Origin of the sequence: Sphingobacterium kitahiroshimense, from assembly GCF_025961315.1 — a bacterium.
GTDB classification, from domain to species: Bacteria; Bacteroidota; Bacteroidia; order Sphingobacteriales; family Sphingobacteriaceae; genus Sphingobacterium; species Sphingobacterium anhuiense.
On record NZ_JAOQNK010000001.1, the window covers coordinates 3,047,732 to 3,069,666 of the forward strand.

General features: G+C 37.1%; 15 protein-coding genes. 5 read left to right on the forward strand and 10 right to left on the reverse strand.

From position 1 onward, the window contains the following. Window positions 1-257: 257 nt before the first annotated feature. The 7 genes from M2265_RS13495 to M2265_RS13525 all read right to left on the reverse strand — a co-directional run bounded on the left by M2265_RS13495 (window position 258) and on the right by M2265_RS13525 (window position 8,600). A complete protein-coding gene (locus tag M2265_RS13495; RefSeq protein WP_132772447.1) occupies window positions 258-740 on the reverse strand; it encodes a hypothetical protein in 483 nt (160 codons plus the stop codon). 101 nt (window positions 741-841) lie between these two features. After that, on the reverse strand, window positions 842-1,213 hold the full coding sequence (locus M2265_RS13500; RefSeq protein WP_132772448.1) for a hypothetical protein: 372 nt from the start codon (window positions 1,211-1,213) through the stop codon (window positions 842-844). A gap of 4 nt (window positions 1,214-1,217) precedes the next feature. Continuing rightward, window positions 1,218-1,970, reverse strand: a complete 753-nt coding sequence (locus M2265_RS13505; RefSeq protein WP_021189873.1) for a hypothetical protein — start codon at window positions 1,968-1,970, stop codon at window positions 1,218-1,220. Between the two features lie 32 nt (window positions 1,971-2,002). Next, a complete protein-coding gene (locus M2265_RS13510; RefSeq protein ID WP_021189872.1) occupies window positions 2,003-2,659 on the reverse strand; it encodes a hypothetical protein in 657 nt (218 codons plus the stop codon). 12 nt (window positions 2,660-2,671) lie between these two features. Further along, window positions 2,672-3,337 (reverse strand): hypothetical protein, encoded by a 666-nt coding sequence (locus M2265_RS13515; RefSeq protein WP_132772450.1) that lies wholly within the window; start codon window positions 3,335-3,337, stop codon window positions 2,672-2,674. A gap of 18 nt (window positions 3,338-3,355) precedes the next feature. Then, window positions 3,356-6,841, reverse strand: coding sequence for a DEAD/DEAH box helicase (locus M2265_RS13520; protein ID WP_132772452.1), 3,486 nt, complete (start codon window positions 6,839-6,841; stop codon window positions 3,356-3,358). A gap of 25 nt (window positions 6,842-6,866) precedes the next feature. Then, complete coding sequence (locus tag M2265_RS13525) at window positions 6,867-8,600, reverse strand: hypothetical protein (RefSeq protein WP_132772453.1); 1,734 nt, start codon at window positions 8,598-8,600, stop codon at window positions 6,867-6,869. Between the two features lie 888 nt (window positions 8,601-9,488). Between M2265_RS13525 and M2265_RS13530 the strand changes: the two genes are divergently transcribed. From M2265_RS13530 to M2265_RS13540, 3 genes are all read left to right on the forward strand, one after another. Further along, window positions 9,489-11,279: an alpha-L-fucosidase gene (locus tag M2265_RS13530; RefSeq protein WP_243655488.1), complete on the forward strand. Its 1,791-nt coding sequence runs from the start codon at window positions 9,489-9,491 to the stop codon at window positions 11,277-11,279. Window positions 11,280-11,413: 134 nt separating this feature from the next. Next, a complete protein-coding gene (locus M2265_RS13535; RefSeq protein ID WP_132772455.1) occupies window positions 11,414-13,285 on the forward strand; it encodes a PAS domain-containing sensor histidine kinase in 1,872 nt (623 codons plus the stop codon). Further along, window positions 13,286-13,714: a response regulator gene (locus tag M2265_RS13540; RefSeq protein WP_132772457.1), complete on the forward strand. Its 429-nt coding sequence runs from the start codon at window positions 13,286-13,288 to the stop codon at window positions 13,712-13,714. 116 nt (window positions 13,715-13,830) lie between these two features. Here the strand turns inward: M2265_RS13540 and M2265_RS13545 are convergent, their stop codons facing one another. The 3 genes from M2265_RS13545 to M2265_RS13555 all read right to left on the reverse strand — a co-directional run bounded on the left by M2265_RS13545 (window position 13,831) and on the right by M2265_RS13555 (window position 17,983). Next, window positions 13,831-14,970: a family 20 glycosylhydrolase gene (locus tag M2265_RS13545; protein ID WP_413716346.1), complete on the reverse strand. Its 1,140-nt coding sequence runs from the start codon at window positions 14,968-14,970 to the stop codon at window positions 13,831-13,833. Further along, entirely contained in the window at window positions 14,964-16,073 is a 1,110-nt protein-coding gene (locus tag M2265_RS13550) for a beta-N-acetylhexosaminidase (RefSeq protein WP_264599354.1), read from the reverse strand. Before M2265_RS13550 ends, M2265_RS13545 begins: the two co-directional genes overlap by 7 nt. Before the next feature lie 134 nt (window positions 16,074-16,207). Then, window positions 16,208-17,983 (reverse strand): aminopeptidase P family protein, encoded by a 1,776-nt coding sequence (locus M2265_RS13555; protein ID WP_132772460.1) that lies wholly within the window; start codon window positions 17,981-17,983, stop codon window positions 16,208-16,210. A gap of 136 nt (window positions 17,984-18,119) precedes the next feature. Between M2265_RS13555 and dacB the strand changes: the two genes are divergently transcribed. Both dacB and M2265_RS13565 read left to right on the forward strand, forming a co-directional pair. Then, window positions 18,120-19,541, forward strand: a complete 1,422-nt coding sequence (gene dacB, locus M2265_RS13560; protein ID WP_132772461.1) for a D-alanyl-D-alanine carboxypeptidase/D-alanyl-D-alanine-endopeptidase — start codon at window positions 18,120-18,122, stop codon at window positions 19,539-19,541. A gap of 109 nt (window positions 19,542-19,650) precedes the next feature. Beyond that, window positions 19,651-21,930 (forward strand): NADP-dependent malic enzyme, encoded by a 2,280-nt coding sequence (locus M2265_RS13565; protein WP_132772463.1) that lies wholly within the window; start codon window positions 19,651-19,653, stop codon window positions 21,928-21,930. Window positions 21,931-21,935 lie beyond the last annotated feature (5 nt).

Below are 21,935 nucleotides of genomic sequence, written 5' to 3' on the forward strand. Positions count from 1 at the left end.
AACGATCCTCTTCCTACCGTAATCTGATAATAACTTGACCAAAAATATCCTTCTCTTTAGAATGGATTATAAAAAATATGAGCTTTTCTCAAGGTCTGTTAAATTTTATAAAGACGAGTAGTCATTTCAAATCTTTCCAATAACGAATAACTCAATCCTTCTCTTTATAGCTCAATATTAGGCTCAGAGGAAATTTTGTTTTTTTCAACCCCAGCAGAACGCCTTCACTAATTGGATGCATTCACGCGAATATCAAATTATTGAGCCTTCACCCCTTTAAAATAATATTTCACGGGCCTAACAAAAGCCGCAGGATTATTATTCTGACTCGTTAACACCAGTTTATCCCCATTAACCACTACGGTATAGGAAGAATACTGATCTTGATTTGCAAATTTAATCGTACCCTTTTCTTTATTAAAAGTAAAGCCTGTATTATTCTCATCTTTGAAAATAAACTCCTCAAAAGCTCCTTTATTCGCCTCACAGACTTTCACCCCTTTATCCAGATTCAATTGATTTGACTTTTCCTGAAAGATAAAGCGGTAACTGTTATCCATTTCGCAGTCATCTAGATTATAATCGGTTTCCTTCGCGTTCCCTATAACAGGATGCCACACATATGCCCCCAATCGAACTTGAATATCTTTCGAAAAGTCAGGATCTGGAGTACCACTATCTTTTGCACAGCTACTAATTAAAGCCAGAACAGCAACACCATAAAAAATTTTTTTTGTCATAGTTTATATATCGTTAGTATAAAGATAACGCAAATAAGTGAAGGAGTGCTACAGCTTTACGTAAACATAACATGATAATTCAACTGTTAGGTCTCAAACTTTTATTTTTGTAACTTATCGTCATCCCCCATCATAATCTGATTAATACGGTCTTCCAATACAGATTTATGCCAATCCTCCAGCAGTTTTTTAGTTTTCTCAAGAGCATCCTTTTCCCCTGCTCTCATAATCATAGCCCACTTTTCCCCAAATTCAAAGTAAGCCTGCAATGCTCCTTCCGAATCCGTATATTTAATTAAATACTCCATCATAAACAAATTGGCCCATCGATCAGGATCCAATGGAAAGCACATGTACGCCGCTATATCAACTTTATCAACAAAAGCCTGAATAACATTTTCAGGTGTGAAATTAAAAATATCACAAAATTGTTTAAACTCATCAGTGAGCTTAATATTCTCTAAATTCTTCATATCATTAACTTAAACTGTTATTTTCTAAATAGTTATTTAACCATCCCTGATAATGCGCTTTTCTCTCGTCCACATCTCTACAAAAGAAATAACGCTTATTCAATTCTTGAATTTCCATCATCATTTCTCTGCATGGTACCGAATCTTGAAATTCCTTATCACGTATACTACCGTAACCATCAAATACCCTAATAAATACACCTAAAACTGGGTTATAGATGGATTTATTTAAATGTATTCTCGCTAGATAATCTGGGATCGCCACACATTGCATGATACCATTCAAAAACTGCGTTGCCGAAATACCCGAAACAAGTGATCTAAACATCAAATCTTTATTTAGTGTTATCTTGGTTTCTTCATCCAGATAAATGACATTCTTTATCTCACAATCTTTTGAAAAAAGATCATAAAGTTGATTCGTCAACAGCTTACCCTTCATTCTCCTTTGCGAATAACTGTAGTTTCTGTTCATGGCCAGTTTAATTTGCCTCTGAACTAATTTCACCCCCTTATCGCGCTCTATTGCAGTTAATTCAATATTCAATTTATGTTTATCCTCTTCTTGTTTTGGAATCACATAATCGAAAGATTTAGTTACCAAAGAATACACAGATTTGTCATCAAAATGCAGGTCTATGTAAGAAAAATGATTTACATAAAGCTGTAAAAAGTCAGCCACTTTAATACCAAAAAGCTGACAAGCGAGTTGAAAACTTTGTGGTATAGCAATAGCCTCTGAATCCATATTTTTCATAGATTTTTAGTTTAAAAAATAATAACTTCCGTTTATTTATGCAGGCTATACCGATAACTATAGCTATTTGCTTTGCTTCTTTTTAGAGGAGCAGTTCCCTTCCTACCCCAGAGCAAATCCAACTCTCTCTTAAAATAAATAACAGGAATCTTATAATCCTCCAAATGGCCGTCAAGGCAATCCTTAATTTGTCTAGCTGTCCTAGGTCTTTTAAAATAATCGGTGGACAATATCGCTTCAAAAAATGTTTGGCATACACCCCGTTCAAATGAACTTGGACTTTCAGCATCTTCAATTCTTTTGATATTTAGATTTTCCATTAATCTAAAAAAAGAAATGCTTTCAACTGCATTAATAAAATAATCCATTTGGTAGTATCTCACCCCATTCTCCACCCAAACCCCAAGTTCAAACTCATAACTAGTTTTGTCATCATAAGATTCAAAACTTAGCTCCTTTTTTTCAAAAACCCAAGTTAGGTGAGTCATCAGTTCTAGATTACTCATAGATATCTTAAACCGCTCTAATTGATATACAAAGTCATCATCCTGTCCTAATAAGAATGAAAGCTCTTCAGGACTGTAATCGCAACTTATTCGATGCAACAGCAAAAAATAGATCGAACTTGCATACTTCATCGTTGAAGAAAAACGATGCTTCTCCTTGTCACTTTTAAATAATTCTATCATATTAAATCACTCTTATTTCACAGAACTAAAACAATAACGATCATCTACATTGCGTACTACTATTTTTCCTTGCTGAATCATTTGATACAAACAGTTTTTCAAGTGTCTCGGGTAAATGATCAATTTCGACAAACCCGTATGCCGCACCTCTTGAAATAATTCCCACGAGGATTTTCCTTCTTCAAATCCACCTCTCGCTAACAATCCTTCCAATCTAGAGCGCACATGGATCATGGCATCAGACTCCAGTAGAAGATTAATTTCCGGCTTCCATTCTTCCAGATAAAGCAAAGGAGCAGCAGGTTTATCTTTACCCCGCTGAAACGTCCAGCCTAATTCGATTTTATAATACCATTTAACCTCATCTTCGACTACTTTAACACGAACAATACGCTCTGTAGAACCTTCGTAAGGTTCCCTAAAAAATTCCATTGGAACAACTTTCGAACAAGCATAAATGCGATCTAGTAAAATAGATTCAGATAATAAAAATTTAGAAACCTCAAATAGTTTCTCGAAATCCATATAAAAATGATCAGGCTTACCGAGTAAAAAAGAAAGATCAGAAGGACTCCATTCAGCCTTGAGCCTCCGATCAAAATAAGTATACCAACGTTGAAAATCATTAGCATACATCATCCCCGAATAAGAGGATTTAATTATAACATCACTTTTCATAATTGAAGTTTATAAAGGTTATTCAAATAATTTCAGCAGGTCATCCTTACTCAACGATTTCATCAGATTCGCTTCATCCAAAATCAACCCATCAGCCACACTCTTTTTACTCGCCTGCATCTCCAAGATCCTTTCTTCCACCGTATCCTTACACACGATTTTGTAAGCCATCACATGTTTATCCTGACCGATGCGGTAACAACGGTCTATCGCTTGCGCCTCTGCGGCAGGATTCCACCAAGGATCCAAAATATAGACATAGTCCGCCGCCGTCAGGTTCAACCCCGTACCACCAGCTTTTAAGCTGATCAAAAAGATCCGGCAATCATCCTCATTCTGAAACCTTTCCACCGCCTTCTTCCGATCCAACTGATTCAATTTACCATCCAAATACGCATAGTCTATACCCCTTTCAGCGATTCTTTTTCCCACCAATTGCAACATAGACGTATAAAAAGAAAACAATAAAACCTTATGCCCTGGCACAACCTCATCCAAAATTTCATCGATATAATTTAATTTCACTGAAGAACTCGTTAACACCTCCCCTTTAATCAAGCTCGGAGAATTACAGATCTGCCGCAATTTACTGAGCGCCTCAATAGCCAAAAACTTAGACTTCGATGCATCTTTTCCTTTTAGATTCTCTTTCAATTCCCCCTTAAAAAGTTTCCTATATCGATCATAAACCTTCCTTTGGTCAGGAAGCATATCCATATAAAGGACAGTTTCTGTTTTTTCGGGAAGATCAAGAGCCACTTGTTTTTTAGTGCGGCGAAGTATAAAAGGTGCGATCACCTTTTGAAGGCTTCCCACAGTTTCCTGTACAAGATTTTCATCCTTAACACCTTTATACGTTTTATTAAAATTTCGATAATTACCAAAAAAACCAGGATTGACCAGCATCATTTGTGAATAGATATCCTGAATCCCATTTTCAATAGGCGTACCGGTCATCGCGATCCGATAAGATGCTTTTATCTCAGACAAACATTCAAAACGCTTTGAATTCCGATTCTTCACAGCCTGCGACTCATCCATAACCAGATAGCTAAATGTCGTCATTTCAAACTCTTCCACATCCGTCATCAACGTACCGTATGTCGTCAACACAACAGTCCCCGCTTCTAACTCCGCAACAGGCGCTCGTAACTTCCCATGATAAACTCGAACCAGACGGTTCGGCGCAAATTTTTGATATTCCTGCTCCCAGTTAAACAACAACGTATTGGGCAATACAATAAGAGAAGGAGCACCTTGAGGATTTGCATGATAATAATACTCTAGCAAAGTAATTACCTGCAGGGTCTTACCCAATCCCATATCATCCGCTAAAAGACCACCCCAACCAAACTCATTCAAAAAAGCCATCCAGCTGAATCCAACCTGTTGATAAGGGCGCAATGTCGCCAACACAGTATCAGGAACATTCAGCAAAGGCATCTCATCCATATTCATCAATTTCTCCCGACGTTCTCGGATGCTCCCTTGAATAATTTTAGCATCTATCTTTTCCAAATTAGGCTGTAGCGAAATAAGCTGTACCGTATTGAGCACTAAGCTGTCTTCATCCCGAACCGAACTTAAAAATAAAGGCTTATAGAGATGTCGAACCTCTTTCATTATAATTCCATAAGAAGAATCGGGCAATCGAAATACTTGCTGTCCCTCCATAATCAGATCTTCAAAATCAGAGATTGTCATAGCCTGATTGCCAAATTTAGGAGCCAACAAAATTGCACATTGATTATTTTCAAAATGAATATTCCGTACCGTACAATTGAGCTGATGTTGATAATAGGAAGTACCAACTTGAAGTTCCTCAAGTACAATCAAGATACCCTCCGACTTACACTTATCAATAAAATCATGTAACCAACTACGATGCTGAAGTAAATCAATCGGGATAAACCAGTTACTATCAGCCGTAGATGATGCCAAAGAGGGATGCTGTTGCAAAATAAAACTTCGAAATTCCTCCTCTTGTATCTTGTCGCGCATAAAATAAGTAAAGTCTTCCTGTTTCGGTGCAATTACCAAATTAGCATCCCATTTCAGTGGAAAAGTTCCTATATTTTCATATACAACATGTGCCTCCAGATGAAGAAAGTTATCTAGCTCACGAATCGTCAGCATCCGCTTAAACGCAGGATCGTAGAGAACATGTCTCCTCTTTATTTCCTGATGAGAGTGAATCTCAAGAGAGCAAGATTTACTCAACGGAACAACCAAATCCGTCAAAAAATCAGCGTACTGCTCCGGCAGAGCCGTGACAGTAAAGTCAAAAGCCCGAAAGCGGCGCAACAGATATTCCATTTCAAGATTATCGATAAAAAGCACCTGAGCATCACTGATTTTTAAGAAGTAACAGTTTTTAAAATCAAGAAAAGTAGGTTCTTCGAGAAGAATACCATCTACATATACCTCCACGACGAGCTTTTGATAAACGACTTCATCATAAAGATGTGCTTTTATTGTTAATCGATCTGCTGCCAGCAAAACCTGAGAACTATGTAGGCCGTAAGTTCTACTTAAATTGATCTGATAAGCATATTGATATGATCGATTTGTACTGACGAAATTAAGGTTAATATTAAATATTGGATCCGATAATAGATCGCGCCAGACCTGCAGTATCTGTTGTTGGTTCTTACGATAATGACTATAAAAATCTAAACTACCTAGATTCTTTTCTTTAAAAGCCTTATCAGCCAGAATAAGAGAGACAATTCTTTTGCAGAAACGCTCTAGGTATCCATCTTTTGGGCTCAAGAAAAGTACGGTCTGTAATTCATCAAACAAATAACTCTTTGTAAAAGAATCGGAATTCGGACTCCTGGATTTAAATGGAAAAACAACAGGGATTCCAAAAGCCAAAAAATTGAGCGGAACAAAAAACTTAACGTTATCACTCTTCTCCGCTGGCATGTCCGCGATAATATGACTATCTGGAATCTGGATTCTTTGTTCATCATTCGACGACTGTCCCATTACTTTAAACATCCTACCATATGTAGTATGGTTGCATATCTTTAAATTGATACTACCGTAAAAATCTTCTATTTCAAAATGTAGCATCTTGAGTTGCCACGGTAAGAGTTCGTCCAGAACTTTGGGATAAAGCCCTTTAAAGTAAAGATCCCTACTATCTGGTATTTTGTCGTAAAGAAAACGGGCTTCATGTGTACAAAGTCCCTTTGCCTTTTTCCCACAACTACAATTAACTTCAAGATAATCACGACTTACTTTAATCTGAACAACCTCCTCCACACCAGGTTTACGAATCTCAAAATGTGGAGGTATACCATTTACATGAACTGTTATCCGCCCGGAATAATCGATCCCAAAAGACTTCCTTTTACAAAACTGTAAAAGATATTCTCTTCCCATTTTAAAAGGATCTCCATCCTCCCAAGGAATCTGAAAAGGTTCTGATGACTTCCGTTTAGGCAAAGCAGTGGCTAAGGAGAGCTCTTGGCTATCCTGTACTTTATTAATTCCCATAAATTTATTGTTTGTTGTTTATTCCCTAGCTAACTTGCTCGATACGCTGTTCTATAGATTTAACGACGGCTTTTAACAGTCGTTCATACAATTCAACCACGGAACGAGCACGCGTTATGATTAAATTTTTATGCTGATCATCCATATCCATTGCCGCACTTTTCCACCAGATCTCCTGTGGTTTCAAAATGATGGAAAGGATCAACATATCGAGTTCATTATCATTCAGAATACCCTCTATTACATCGGTACTGGCAATAGCAGACCACTCCATGAGATCCAATAAATCAGTATTTTTAGGGATATATCCCACAGCACATCGCAGATAGGTCTGTATACCAATACTGTACAATTCGCGCAATAGCAACAAAGCCGTATCTGCCATCAATAGTGGAGAGTCTGTTATCGTCATCAATATATTACGCATCACAACAACAGCATTTTCTGATATGATTTTAATTTTCTCAAATTTTGCAGACCAATCTACTACTACAGGTACCAATTTAGAATTGAAAGTAGACTTTTGCCGCAAAATCCAAGACTTCTGCCAGACAACACTCACAAACCGGCCTCCAAGAGTCAACTGCTTTTCCACATAAGGCAAATCAAGAAATACAACTGATGCTCGAACATCACCCACTTTCCTAATCTGAAATGTATAGGGTGAGTTCCGTTTAGTAAGCACCACCAGAAAAAGTTCAACTTTGATACCATTCTCCTCTTGAGCAACACGCTCTTGAAAAGGATTACCATGTGATAAGCCGTCAGTTTGATAATTGACCAATAAGATCTGTTCTGGATGACAGCCTGAATACAACTTATCAAGAAGTAAATTAGCATCATCCTTATATTTTTGTGGCCATGGAAAACCTGAAAAATTTTCCAATGTAGCAGGCCCTGAAACTATTGGATGAGATTTTTTAGCCATAATAGCAACAGTATCTTTAGCTACCGATACAGCAGCAGCACGATCACTCTTCTCCTTAATATATACCGCTACGCCATTCCAAATATAATCAACCATACTATCCAAAGCCTGACCAAATGCCTGACAATGCGCCAGTAAAAACTCAAATTCCTCTTCTAAAATATCGAGACGATCCTTTTTCTTCAAATAACTATGACAAGTATCCAATAACCGCAACAAAGGTGTACTATGGGCATCATAAGTAAAAATCTTAAAAAGTCCAGGTAAAGTGCCCCGCATCAGTTTAAGAATATGCTCCAGATTTTGTGCTTTACCAATCGTTACACCCGCCATGGTTTGAAATCCTTTTAACCGCAACACAATAAACTGATGCAACATGGCAGTTGCTTGAAAATAATCCGTTTTAGATTGAAAATTGTAACATGCGAACATAAATTCATCGGCTAAATTTTTGCCTTTAGCATAGTCTACATGAGACATTTCCATTAAACTGATCACGAGCTTACCCCCTAAAATGGGGCTCTTTTTGCTGTCTGCCTGATAAAGCAGGTGTGCAGGCAAAGAAGCATACGTAAAATAAAGGCTTCCTTTTTTCAACTGATTACTCCACTCCCCTGTCCAGATCACATGGAATGGAATATCGGGCATATCGGCCATACAGAGGCGGATAATAGGTTCAATACTTTGAACAGAGATACCCTTTATAGGATTAACAACTAATAAAAGATGTGGACTTTCGTCGCTATCATTGAGAAAATTAAACAAAAAAATACGATCTAAATCAATCCGCTGAACCAATCGATCGACCAATAATTGGGTGTTAAGTTGCATAATTAGAGATTTAACAATAAATAATTAGTATAGATTTAATATACAAATATATATTAAATATTGTAATTTTAAATTATTTGTATAAAATATCTATACAAAAGATATGAATTACAATAACATCTATACTTTACAGCTACATAGTTCAGCTTTGGCTTTACAGAGATTCACCAGAATCTTTACGACTCACAGATGATCAACAGGCTAAATAAGCAAGTGTATCGGGCACTCCAATCCAATCTCGATCAATTGTCCGGAAATATGTCTATGGAACGCGCAATTCTCAAACGGTTAGTTGGATTTCAATTCAATGAAAAAAATCATTTGGAAGACTACTTATAACTTGATCCGGAGCTCTTCTTGGATAAAGATGAACAACTCACCATACGGTTCCACGAATTTGATGTGCTAAAAGCAATTTAGGATGACAAAAGATTGTCTGAATTACCTGATTAGTTTTATAGATAATCAAGTTAGAACGGGAACATCCTAATACCATATGATAACTAATACCAATTTTTAACCAATTTTTAGACAGTAATCAGTCATTATTGATACAGTCTACACTGAGTGATCACTGAGCAAGCACTGAACAAACACTGAACAAGTAATGTTAAAAGACATAATCTGGTAATCATCTGATCTTCGTTTGCTCCCTAAAAATTAAAAGAGAGGAACCTACGTTTGTGTAACGGTGCGTTTTCAATTTAAATAAAATGTGCTCAGGTAAAAATCGAAAATAGTTATTATCCTATTAGACAAGAAGTAAGAAAAATAAAACTGAAATAACTACGCCTAAACTAAGATAGTAGAATAACCAAAATCATCTATCACTAGCCCTACGTAAGATTTTTTTCACTATATTAGTAAGACATAAGAACTGGAACCTTTATGCTACAAAATCTGAAAAGAATTTCAATTACTATTTCTTTATTCTTAACGTTAACATTTACACTTTTTGCCCAGGAAAATCCTAAAACCAAATGGTTTAGTCATGATCGCTTCGGGATGTTTATACACTGGGGTTTATACAGTGGCGCAGAAGGATTGTGGAAAGGCGAAAAACTACGCTATATCAACAATTACGCAGAATGGCTCCGCTATCGAAACCGGGTTTCTAAAGATGAATATGGTGAGTTAGCGAAACGCTTCGTATGGGATCAGATCAATCCTGAAGAATGGGTACTGCTTGCTAAAAAGGCAGGCATGAAATATATCATCATGACTACAAAACACCATGACGGTGTAGCCATCTGGGATACCAAAATTGGGAATTATAGTCTTAGTAAATTAAGCGGAAGCAATCGAGATATCATCAAAGAATTAGCTGCAGCATGTAAAAAACATAACATGAAGCTAGGTTTCTATTATTCACATTGGATTGACTGGGAACACCCATATGCCTGGGATCATAATCAGGAGCTCACAGGACATGTCACCGACACCCAGTACAATCAGTATTGGCAGGAAAAAGTAATACCACAATTACGTGAACTTTTAACAAACTATGGCGATATCGCACTTATGTGGTTTGATATGTGGATTCCGTATCAAAAATCAATAATTAAAAAAGAACAGCTTGAACAGGTTGTGGAGCTTATTCATACCTTACAGCCCAACTGCCTGATTAATTCAAGACTAGGTTTACCTACGGATGAGAAAAATATTGATTTTGAAACCTTCGGCGATAATCAATTTGGAACCTCATACATTCAACATCCGTGGGAAACACCAGGTACTATTGCACATTCGTGGGGCTACAACGGTCAAGAAAATGAATGGAAATCAACCAGTCAGATCTTCAATTCGCTGATTTCAAATGTTAGCCTAAACGGTGGATTTACCTTAAATATTGGACCTCGTGCAGATGGTACTGTACCTTATGAAAGTGTATCAAGACTTGAAGATATCGGTAAATGGCTCAATAAACATGGAGAAAGTATCTATGGGGCAACTGGTCTAGATCTAAGAGCCAACCAGCATGATTGGGGGTATTTAACAACCAAAACTACAGGAAAACAAACAAATGTATATGCTCAGGTGTTTAATTGGCCACTGGATCGGGTATTGCGGATATCAGGAATTAAAACAAAACCAGCACAGGTATCCATACAAGGAACGACAGACAATAAAAATTTAAAATTTGAACAAATTGGTGGCATCCTGCATGTACATCTTCCCAATAAGCAAACAGACAACTATGTATCTACCATAGTAATCCATTACAATGAACCATTGCAACTGGATAAAGATATCGTTGCTGAGTCCACTTTTGGTGGTTTTGCTTTAAATAGTACTAATGCACAAAACAGAGAACAATTAAAAGTAATTCGTTATGACGGAAAAAAACCTAACCATATTCAAACAGCTGGAGAAACCATTGTCTGGGAGATAGATTTTCCTGAAGTAGGAACTTATAAAATAGATGTATCTGCACATAATCCTAATACAGATCCGGTAGAAATTAAGGTTCAAACAAGCAATCAAACAGCTTCAGGAAAACTAACACCAAATGGAAAAATGGTAGTAGAACCGAACGAGAATAATTACACCGATGAGTTTGTGAACACTTCCATAGGTACATTTCATATTCGTCAAACAGGTAAACAAAAGATCACGTTCCAGACAGGTGGAAATCAACAACTTTGGTTAAACAGTATTTGGTTAGAAAAAATTAAATAAATATGGGTTATGTATAGCATATAAGGCCATTAATATACATTTGAATATGCAGTTTTGCTATTAAATTTCAAGAAAATGTGCACATTTGCATGCATCAACATTAGAAAAACAGGTTTTCTCAACTAGAATTGCGAATGAAATTTCACAATCAAGCATTGGACAAACAAAATATACTTCTAGAAACTTTAGGTTTTGAAGGATTAGTTGCGCTTGATTGTGAAGGGCATATTTTGGCATTAAATAATCAGGCGAAATCCTTATTACCTTATGACAAAATAGCACATAAAAAAATACATGAGGCGTTGGTCTTCTACAGCAAAGAAAGTCAACATCCGATACATCCCAATGAATTATCATTTTTTAGGACATTGGAGACTGGTGCGGTTCAGCGTGATATGATCTACGGTATCACAACAGAAGACAATACGTTTATCTGGCTTTCTTTTAGCTCTAAATTAATACCTGATAGACCTGATATCCACATGCTCATCAGCATTCAGGATGTTTCCCCACTCGTCAATGAAAACAAAAAGTTACTAGATAGCAAACAAGAACTTCAACTTTTAATAACATCGCTCGATGATATTGTCTTTGAAGTAACTAAAGAAGGAGTTTTCAAAAACTATTGGACCAGCGAACCGGATTTATTATTTTATGAACCAGAGCAATTTTTGAACAAAAATATTGCAGATCTATTTCCTTCGGAAATGGCCGAAAAAACATTACCATTGATCAATAAGGCATTAACCTATAACAAGGTTTATCATATGGAATTTCCTTCTCCTTTTGATACGCATAAAGGTAGATGGTTCAAATTAAAAATTAAACCCATACATAAAGCAAAAGATCGTGTAGCAGTTGTTGTCTCCGATATTTCCCAAAAAATTAAATCGCTTGAGAAAATTAGATATAATCAACATAAATTCAATCAAGCTTTTCATTTCTCCGGATTAGGGATATCATTGACAAGTATTCAAGGTTATTGCCTTGATGCAAATAAAATGCTCACTAAAATTTTAGGTTTTTCGCAAGATGAACTATCCTGCACCAACTTTTTTGATTACACACATCCTGACGATATCGATAATGATTATAAGCAACGTCAACGATTGTTAAAAGGAGAAATAGACAGCTTCATGTTAGAAAAGCGGTACCGCCATAAACTCGGCCACTATGTATGGTGTTCAGTAACCACCTCGGCAGTACATAATCAGTGTAATGAAGTATCTTTTTTTATTGTTCAGCTACAGGACATATCGGAATGTAAAAAGAATCTTGAAATTTTAGAAAGGCAAAAAAAGGAAATCGAAATTGTCAAGATAGATCTGGAAACTAAAGTGCGCCAGTTGGAAGAGTTTAATCATATTGTAGCCCATAATTTAAGAGAGCCCGTAAGCAATATCCATATGCTCATCGATGAACTGAAAGATGAAAACAGAAAAGAAGTTAACAAAGAATATTTTAGACTACTGAAAAGTAGTAACAACAGTCTAACAGATACGTTGCAAGAGCTATCAGAGATATTAGAAATTAGTCAAAATAGAAACATAGAAAAGGTGAACTGTCATTTGCCTACAATTTTTAAAAAGGTATATGATCAATTTTTAGCAGAGATATATAGTAAAAAAGTGATCCTGACAACAGATTTTGAGATTGAGTATTTGCAATACTCTAGAATATATCTCGAAAGTATTATTTATAATCTGCTTAGCAATGCACTAAAATACACCGTTCCCCGTGTTCAGCCACAAATTCATATCAGAACATATCAACAGAATAATTCAACCTTATTGAGCATCCAAGATAATGGAATAGGCATTGACCTACCCAAATTCAAATCGCAAATCTTTATGTTTAGAAAAGTTTTTCATCGTGGCTTTGATAGCAAAGGCCTAGGTTTATTCATCACACGCTATCAGATTGAATCTTTAGGAGGTAAGATCGATGTTATTAGCAAGCCAAATAACGGCACTACTTTTTTAGTAAATTTTTTAGAAAACAACTAAATGGGATCAACCAATACTATAAAAATAAGAACTGTCACCCTTGTCGATGATAATGCTATTTTACGCGTTATTTTCAGTAACATGATCAAGAGTTTTCCAGACTTTCCGCTACAGATCAACTTATTTGAAAATGCGCTAGATGCATTAGAGTATTTTGAAAATAAAAAGGAAAATCTCGATCCTTCTTCAGAAATAATATTTGTCGATATTAACATGCCCTTTATGACAGGTTGGGAAATGATGGATAAATTAGAAGAGTTTGGTCATGACTTTTTAAATCTTTTGAACATTTATATCATAAGTTCATCAACAAGCAGGACCGATAGGGAACAAATTCAAGACTATCCATTCATTGATGGATACATTTTGAAACCCATAGATAAACTTAAATTGTATGAATTGATCCGCAAACTCAATAATGAAGCATAACATGATGCTATTTATTTAATCTTGCATCCGACAAATTAAAAGAGCTACTTTATGAATCTGTCTGTATTCAGATCCTAAAGTAGCTCTTTAGCATATTTCAATAGGTATGATAAATACTAATATACCGACAGCTCATCCACAAATAACCAAGCCGGCGAACCCGCACCACCAGATCCTGCAGGAATCTTATTCAGATGTTGCACTTCAACTTTAACAAATTTAGCAGTCTGCTTTTCAAACGACAATTTGATGGTCCCTTTAGATACGGCGATCACTTCTTTTCCCACCTCTTTTACTAAAGTAAAATTTTGATTATCCTGAGAAATATAAACTTTAACAGCTTGCGGATAGTATATCCAACTCGCATTTTGATCAACGACATTCAGTTCCACATTTGAAAATGAAACTGGCTCAGACATATCAATCGTAGCCACTAAATCTTTACCATTAAATCCTAACCAGTTTTTCTTAAAATACTGCTTATTTCCATAAACTCCATCCACCAATGTTGCTGTACCGTTAGCTTGATATGCTTCATTTGGCTCATGCAATAGTTGAACAGATTTCCCAGTAGATTTACTGATTACAAAGTCCTGCTTCAGGACCGAACCGACCATACGTGCAGCACTAAAATTTGCAGCATTGATGGTCATTGTTCTATCCACTACAACAGGCTCCTTATAAACGGCACTTTGAACAGTCGGTGCTGTTCCATCTGTAGTATAGCGAATCGTATTATCATTTTTGATTGTTGACAATTCATAATACATCTTTCCGTCTCTGGAAACGATATTACCATTCAATTCAAAAATAGCTTTACTATAATTGATCTTTTTTCTGTCCAGATAAGTAAACTCATGAATCACCCTGTTTTCGAAAGATTTATACGCTTCCGGTTTTGATGTTCCCCATGCCACTTCAGACAAAGCCAACAATCGAGGAAACAACATATATTCAACATGTTTAAAATTTGTAATATACTCCGTCCACATATTGGCCTGTGGTCCCAAGATATGCTTTGCTTCTTGCGCATTCAACTCCTTGGGTATCGGGTTGAAGCTATACACTTTATCCAAGCGAAGTTCAGCATTAAAAGCCAACGGTTCAGATTGCGGATTCCCTTGATAATAATCCAGATACATATGACTGACGGGAGTCATGATGGCATCGTGTCCTGTCTTTGCGGCATGAATACCACCTTCAATACCTGTCCAACTCATAACTGTGGCATTTGGAGCCAGACCGCCTTCTAAAATTCATCCCAGCCGATAATATCTTTTCCCTTTGCATTGATGTATTTTTCCATCCGTTTGATGAAATAAGATTGCAACTCGAACTCATCTTTTAATCCTTCTTTTTTAATCATTTCCTGGCAATGTGCACAGGTTTTCCATCTTGTTTTAGGTGCCTCGTCGCCACCGATATGAATATAATGACTTGGAAAAAGTGTAACAACTTCATCGATCACATCTTCCAATAACGCAAAAGTTTCCTCCTTAGGACAATAGATATCATCCATAACACCCCAAGTTGTTCCTACCTGAAAAGGACCCCCAGTGCAAGAAAGTTCAGGATATGCAGCCAATGCAGCCTGAGCATGACCTGGCATTTCAATTTCAGGGATTATTTCAATCTGTAGTTTATTTGCATAGGCAACAACATCTTTAATCTGCTCCTGTGTATAAAATCCGCCGTAACGGCCATCTTTAGTTAATTTAGAATCTTTCACATCATCTGTCACTGCACGGTATGCTCCGATAGCGGTAAGTTTCGGATGACTTTTGATTTCAATACGCCATCCTTGGTCATCTGTAAGATGCCAGTGAAACTTATTCATTTTATAACGCGATAAATAATCTAAAAATAATTTCACTTCATCGGCAGTAAAAAAATGTCTGCTGACGTCAAGATGTGCACCACGATAAGTGAACTTCGCATAATCTTTAATTTCCAAAGCAGGAATACTTCCACTAGCTTGGTTCTCCTCCACAAGCTGCAACAAAGTTTGAACAGCATAAAAAGCGGAACTTTCTGTAGAAGCGGCTATGAAGACACCACTAGGACCTATCTTTAATTCATAATAATCATGCTTTTCCGAGACAGTATTGTTGATTTTCTGAAATCGGATTGGTCCCGATTTTTTAAGAGTAACTTTCGTCTGTAATAAGCTTTCTAATTGATTAGCCAAATATTTTGCTTGGGTCTCAAATGCCCCTGCTCCAACGGTTAGATTTCCTTTTAAAGGAAAGGAACCTTGCTTTGATATCTCCAAATGCTGAGGCATCGGTATCAGGTTCTTCTGTGCGAATAAGACAGAAGAATAGAAAAAAATAAAACTTAAAAATAGGATTTTACGCATGATAGTGATTTGGTCTTTCAACAAAAGTAGCATTAATTTTAAAAAATTAAAACGTTATAGCATGCCCGTTACATTAAACTAAAAAAGGAGATCATATGATCTCCTTTTCCTATTATATTACATTTTAAATAATCTTAAATTGCTTGCGTTTTGGTTTTCAACCAAGCCTTTTCATCATCATTCAATCTGCCTTCCAGTTTATCATAAACCCATTGGTTATACTGATTCAACCAGTTTATATGTTGCTGATCCAGTAACGTTTTATCAACTAGATCTGTTGCAATATAGCAGATTGTCAATGTTTCAAAATCCATAAACTCTCCGAATATGGAAGAATCAGCATGTTTTGATAAGACAAGATTTTCAATACGGATACCATGTTTTCCCTCACGGTATAACCCCGGTTCAATCGAACTGATCATTCCCGCTTCAATTGCAACATCAATATTTGCGGCATTAAATGTCTGCGGACCTTCGTGCACATTCAAAAAGAAACCAACACCATGACCAGTACCATGGCCATAATTACGTAATGTAGCCCAAATCGGACGACGTGTAATCGCATCAATCTGATAGCCTTTAGATCCTTGCGGATAAATAGCCTGGCTACCTTCTATCGTACCTTTCAATACAATTGTATAATCTTCCTTCTCTTCCTGCGTAATATTTCCCAACGAAACCACACGCGTAATATCTGTTGTTCCTGTCTGATATTGACCTCCCGAATCGACCAATAACAGCCCTGACGTTTTTAAATCGTAATTGCTTTCTTTACTAGCGGAATAATGTGGCAATGCACCGTGGTCTAAATAGCCGGCAATGGTACCAAAACTAATATCATTAAAACCAGGTTGCTCCTCTCTAAACTCTTGTAATCTTGCGGCTATAGAAATCTCAGATTGACCACCGGCAGGCACTGCCGATTCCAGCCATTTAAAGAATTTAGTCATCGCAACACCATCATTGATCATCGTTTCGCGCGTATGTCCAATCTCTACTTCATTTTTAATGGCTTTCAGAGAAGCTGAAGGATTGATTTTCTCAATGATTTTTACGCCAGAAGGAATAGAATCATAAATAGCAAAACAAGTTCTTTTCGGATCAATCAAAATAGATTCTACAGCTAGATTGCTCACTTGTGCATACACTTCCTCATAAGGCTTAACAGTTACACCGGAAGCTTCTAAACTGATAACCGTTTCCGAGTCTAATTTAGCTGTTTCAATATATAAAATAGCTTCATCTGCTGTCACATAAACGAATCCTAAAACAACAGGATTACATGGTACGTCACGTCCGCGGATATTAAGCAACCAAGCTAGATCATCTAAAGAAGAAACCAGATGTGCCTGTGCTCTATTCTTGGCCAATACAGCGCGAACAGCCGCCAATTTAGATTTTGTAGATTGACCTGTTGTCGTATCGGCCAATAAATATGCTTTTGCTAAAGGCAAAGCCGGTCTACCCTCCCACAATGGAGACAATAGATCCACATGACCGTCAACTACAATATCAAGAGGTTTCAAGATTTGTTGAACAGATTGTGCAACTAACAAAGAAGCTAAATTACCGTCAAAAGCAACTTTGGCACCTTTTGTTAAATGCTCGCCTAACCAATCTGCGTACTCCGCATTCCCTTGAACTTTTAATTTCACAAGTTCGAAACCGCTTCCTGCCAACTGTTCATTTGCCTGAACAAAATAACGGGTGTCTGTCCACAGACCAGCAAAATCCTGTGTAATAACTAAAGTACCTGCTGAACCTGTAAACCCTGATGTCCAAGCGATACACTTATAACGATCTGGTAAATATTCACTTATATGCGGATCAGAAGAAGGAATGATATAACCATCAACACCTTGCTCTTTCATCAGACTTCTAATTGCCGTCAATTTTTCTGAATGCGTCATTGTTTCTTTAATTTGATCATGCAAGTTATAAAATTTCAAGAAGTAAACACCTTTTCAAGGGTAACTTTTGACTTTCATATTAAACACTTTTGATCAAACAATAGTATCTTTATGAAAACAGAAAGATTTAATATTAATGAAAACCAGTATATCCCTTACCCTTCTCAGTATCTGCTTATCCCCGTTATACAGTATTCCTACTTTTTCACAGTCAGCAACAAAAACAAAAATTGAAGAAGCTTACCGTCAATTTGAAAAAGACCCTTCATTAAAAAATGGTACAGCATCGCTATCCGTATTTGATGCAAGCACAGGAATACCCATTTTTCAGCATAATCAAGAGATAGGATTAGCAACGGCTTCTACGATGAAGATTATCACCGCCAGCACAGCATTTGATATCCTAGGCAAGGATTTTAAATTTAAAACCAATCTATCTTATACCGGAACGATACAGGCCGACGGCGTGCTCCATGGAGATATTATTATTGAAGGTAGTGGAGATCCTACCTTAGGAAGTAACCGTTACCCTGAAACCAGTGAAGAACAAATACTCAACAAATGGATTTACGCAATCCAGAATGCAGGTATTAAGGAAATAAAAGGCCGTATCATCGGTGATGATAGCCGCTATCAAGGATATAAAGTTCCAGGTGGCTGGATCTGGTCCGATATTGGAAACTATTACGGTGCAGGAGTGTCTTCACTAAACTGGAGAGAAAATACCGTAGGGGTAGTTTTCACACCTAACGATGCGCTTGGAAAACCAGCAACAATACAAAAGCTCACTGCGGATCTTTCCTATGTAAAAATCACGAACGAAGTGACTACCGGAAAAAACGGCTCGGGCGACAATGTATATGCTTATTCAGGTCCTTACGCTACAAATATTTACATCAGGGGCACGTATGGTTCAGATCTCAAAAAAACAATTGAAATCTCCGTACCGGATCCCGCTTATGATGTTGCCTTTCAATTAACAAAAGCACTTAAGAATGTCGGCATTAAAACTGCTGAATCACCAAGTAACAGCAAAGCGATTTCAACAACAGAAATCTCAAGACATCTTCTGGACACCCATGAATCACCCGATCTTGCTGCGATTATCTACTGGTTCAACCAAAAAAGCATCAACTTATACGGTGAAGCATTATTGAAAGCAATTGCATACCAAACGGCACAAAAGACTGAAACGAGTGAGGGAGCATCCTTTATTCAAAAATATTGGGAGAATAAATTGCAGATCAATAGCAGTGAACTCAACAATCAGGATGGGTCCGGTCTCTCTCCACAAAATAGGGTAACGACTGCTGCAATGAACAAAATTATGCAATATGCTCAATCACAATCCTGGTTCCCGGAATTCTATAAAAGTCTGCCCGAATACAATAATATGAAGATGAAAAGCGGTACAATTGGAGGTGCACTGGGCTATACAGGTATCCAAAATAATAGCACAGGACAAAAGTTTACCTTCACACTGTTAGTGAATAATTACTCAGGATCGACTAGCGCTATGCGCAAACGAATGTTCACACTTCTTGATGTATTAAAATAAATTGACACTTCAGAATAAATTTTTGACTAATTATCATTTCTTTCTCAAAAAAAGAATGATACATTTGTAACCTTAGTTTAACAAACTAGCACTATATAAAAGAATTAAAATGAGTAATGTAAATCGTAAACAAGCGGCATTAGACTACCACTCAATGGGTAGACCTGGTAAAATAGCTGTTGTGCCAACCAAGCCAACAAATTCTCAAAGAGACTTATCGCTAGCTTATTCACCAGGTGTTGCTGAGCCTTGTTTAGCTATCGCTGCAAATAATGAAGATGCTTACAAATATACTGCAAAAGGTAATTTAGTTGCAGTTATTAGTAATGGTACGGCCGTTTTAGGTCTTGGAGATATCGGTGCTGTAGCCGGTAAACCAGTTATGGAAGGTAAAGGTTTATTATTTAAGATCTTCGCTGATATTGATGTTTTCGATATTGAACTTGACACTAAAAATGTGGATGAGTTTGTCAACATCGTAAAAGCAATGGAACCGACTTTTGGTGGTATCAACCTGGAAGATATTAAAGCTCCAGAATGTTTTGAAATCGAAAGACGCTTAAAAGCGGAAATGAATATTCCGGTCATGCACGATGATCAGCATGGTACAGCAATTATTTCTTGTGCAGCTTTGATCAACGCTTGCGAATTGATCAACAAAAAGATCGAGGATGTAAAAATCGTTGTAAACGGTGCCGGCGCTGCAGCTATTTCATGTACAGGTATGTACGTTTCTGCTGGTGCTAGAAAAGAAAATATTGTCATGTTAGACAGTAAAGGTGTTATTCGTCGTGACCGTGAAACGTTAGATGCGATGAAAGCAACTTACGCTACCGATCGTGATATCCATACGCTTGCTGATGCGGTAAACGGATCTGATGTATTCATCGGACTTTCTGCTGCAGATGTGTTGACAGCAGAGATGTTATTGACTATGGCTAATCAGCCGATTGTATTAGCAATGGCAAACCCTAACCCGGAGATCGCTTACGATCTAGCAATTGCGACACGTAACGACGTAATTATGGGTACAGGACGCTCGGATTACCCGAACCAGGTAAATAATGTATTGGGCTTCCCTTACATCTTCCGTGGTGCTTTAGATGTACGTGCTACAGCGATTAACGAAGAGATGAAAGTAGCGGCGACAAAAGCGATTGCTGATCTAGCTAAACAACCTGTTCCAGAAGAAGTAAACTTAGCATATAACACCAATAATCTAAAATTCTCAGCAGATTATATCATCCCAAAACCTAATGATCCACGTTTGATCACTGAAGTTTCGGTAGCAGTAGCAAAAGCGGCGATTGAATCTGGTGTTGCCAAACATACCATTGAAGATTGGGATAAATACAGAGAAACTCTTCGTAAAAGATTAGGTCAAGATGATGCTATTATGCGCAACTTGACAATGGCAGCAAAACGTAATCCTAAACGTGTTGTTTTTGCTGAAGCAGATAACTACAAAACACTTCGTGCGGCGCAGATCGTAAAAGAAGAAGGTATTGCAGTTCCTATTTTGCTAGGTAAAAAAGGAAAAATCAATGCTTTAATTAATGAGTACGGTTTTGAATTAGCAGGCGTACAGATCATTGATCCATTTGAAGAAATGGAAACAGAACGTGTCAACCAATATGTTGAACATTTATTTGTGAAGAGACAACGTCGTGGTCTTTCGAAATTAGATGCTAAAAAACTTTTAATCGACCGCAACTACTTCGGAGCTAGCATGGTACAGTTTGGCGATGCCGATACGCTAATCTCTGGATTAACAAAAAACTATGCAAATACGATCAAACCAGCAATCCATGTTATTGGAGCAAAAGAAGGTAGCCGTATTGCAGGTATGTATATGATGTTAACAAAAAAAGGTCCTATCTTCTTAGGAGATACCACTGTTAACAAAGAGCCTTCAGCAAAAGAGTTGGCAGACATCACCGTATTGTTAGATAAAGCAGTTAGAAAAATGAATGTAAGCCCTCGTATTGCATTACTTTCTTATTCTAATTTCGGTTCTAACGAAGGTAACACACCTACAAAAGTACGTGAGGCAATTAAAATCGTACACAAGGAGCATCCTGAAATTGTTGCAGACGGTGATTTACAGGCAAACTTCGCATTAAACAGTGAGCTATTAGAAGCAAACTTTCCATTCAGTACATTGAAAGGACAACCAGCAAATACGTTGGTATTCCCGAATTTGGAATCTGGAAATATTGCATACAAATTATTACAGGAAGTAGGCAACGCCGAGGCAGTTGGTCCAATCTTATTAGGTATGAACAAACCAGTTCACGTATTACAATTGGATAGTTCAGTTCGCGAAATCGTGAATATGGTAACGATCGCTGTTGTCGATGTACAATCTCACGAAAAACAAGGTAATTAATTCCG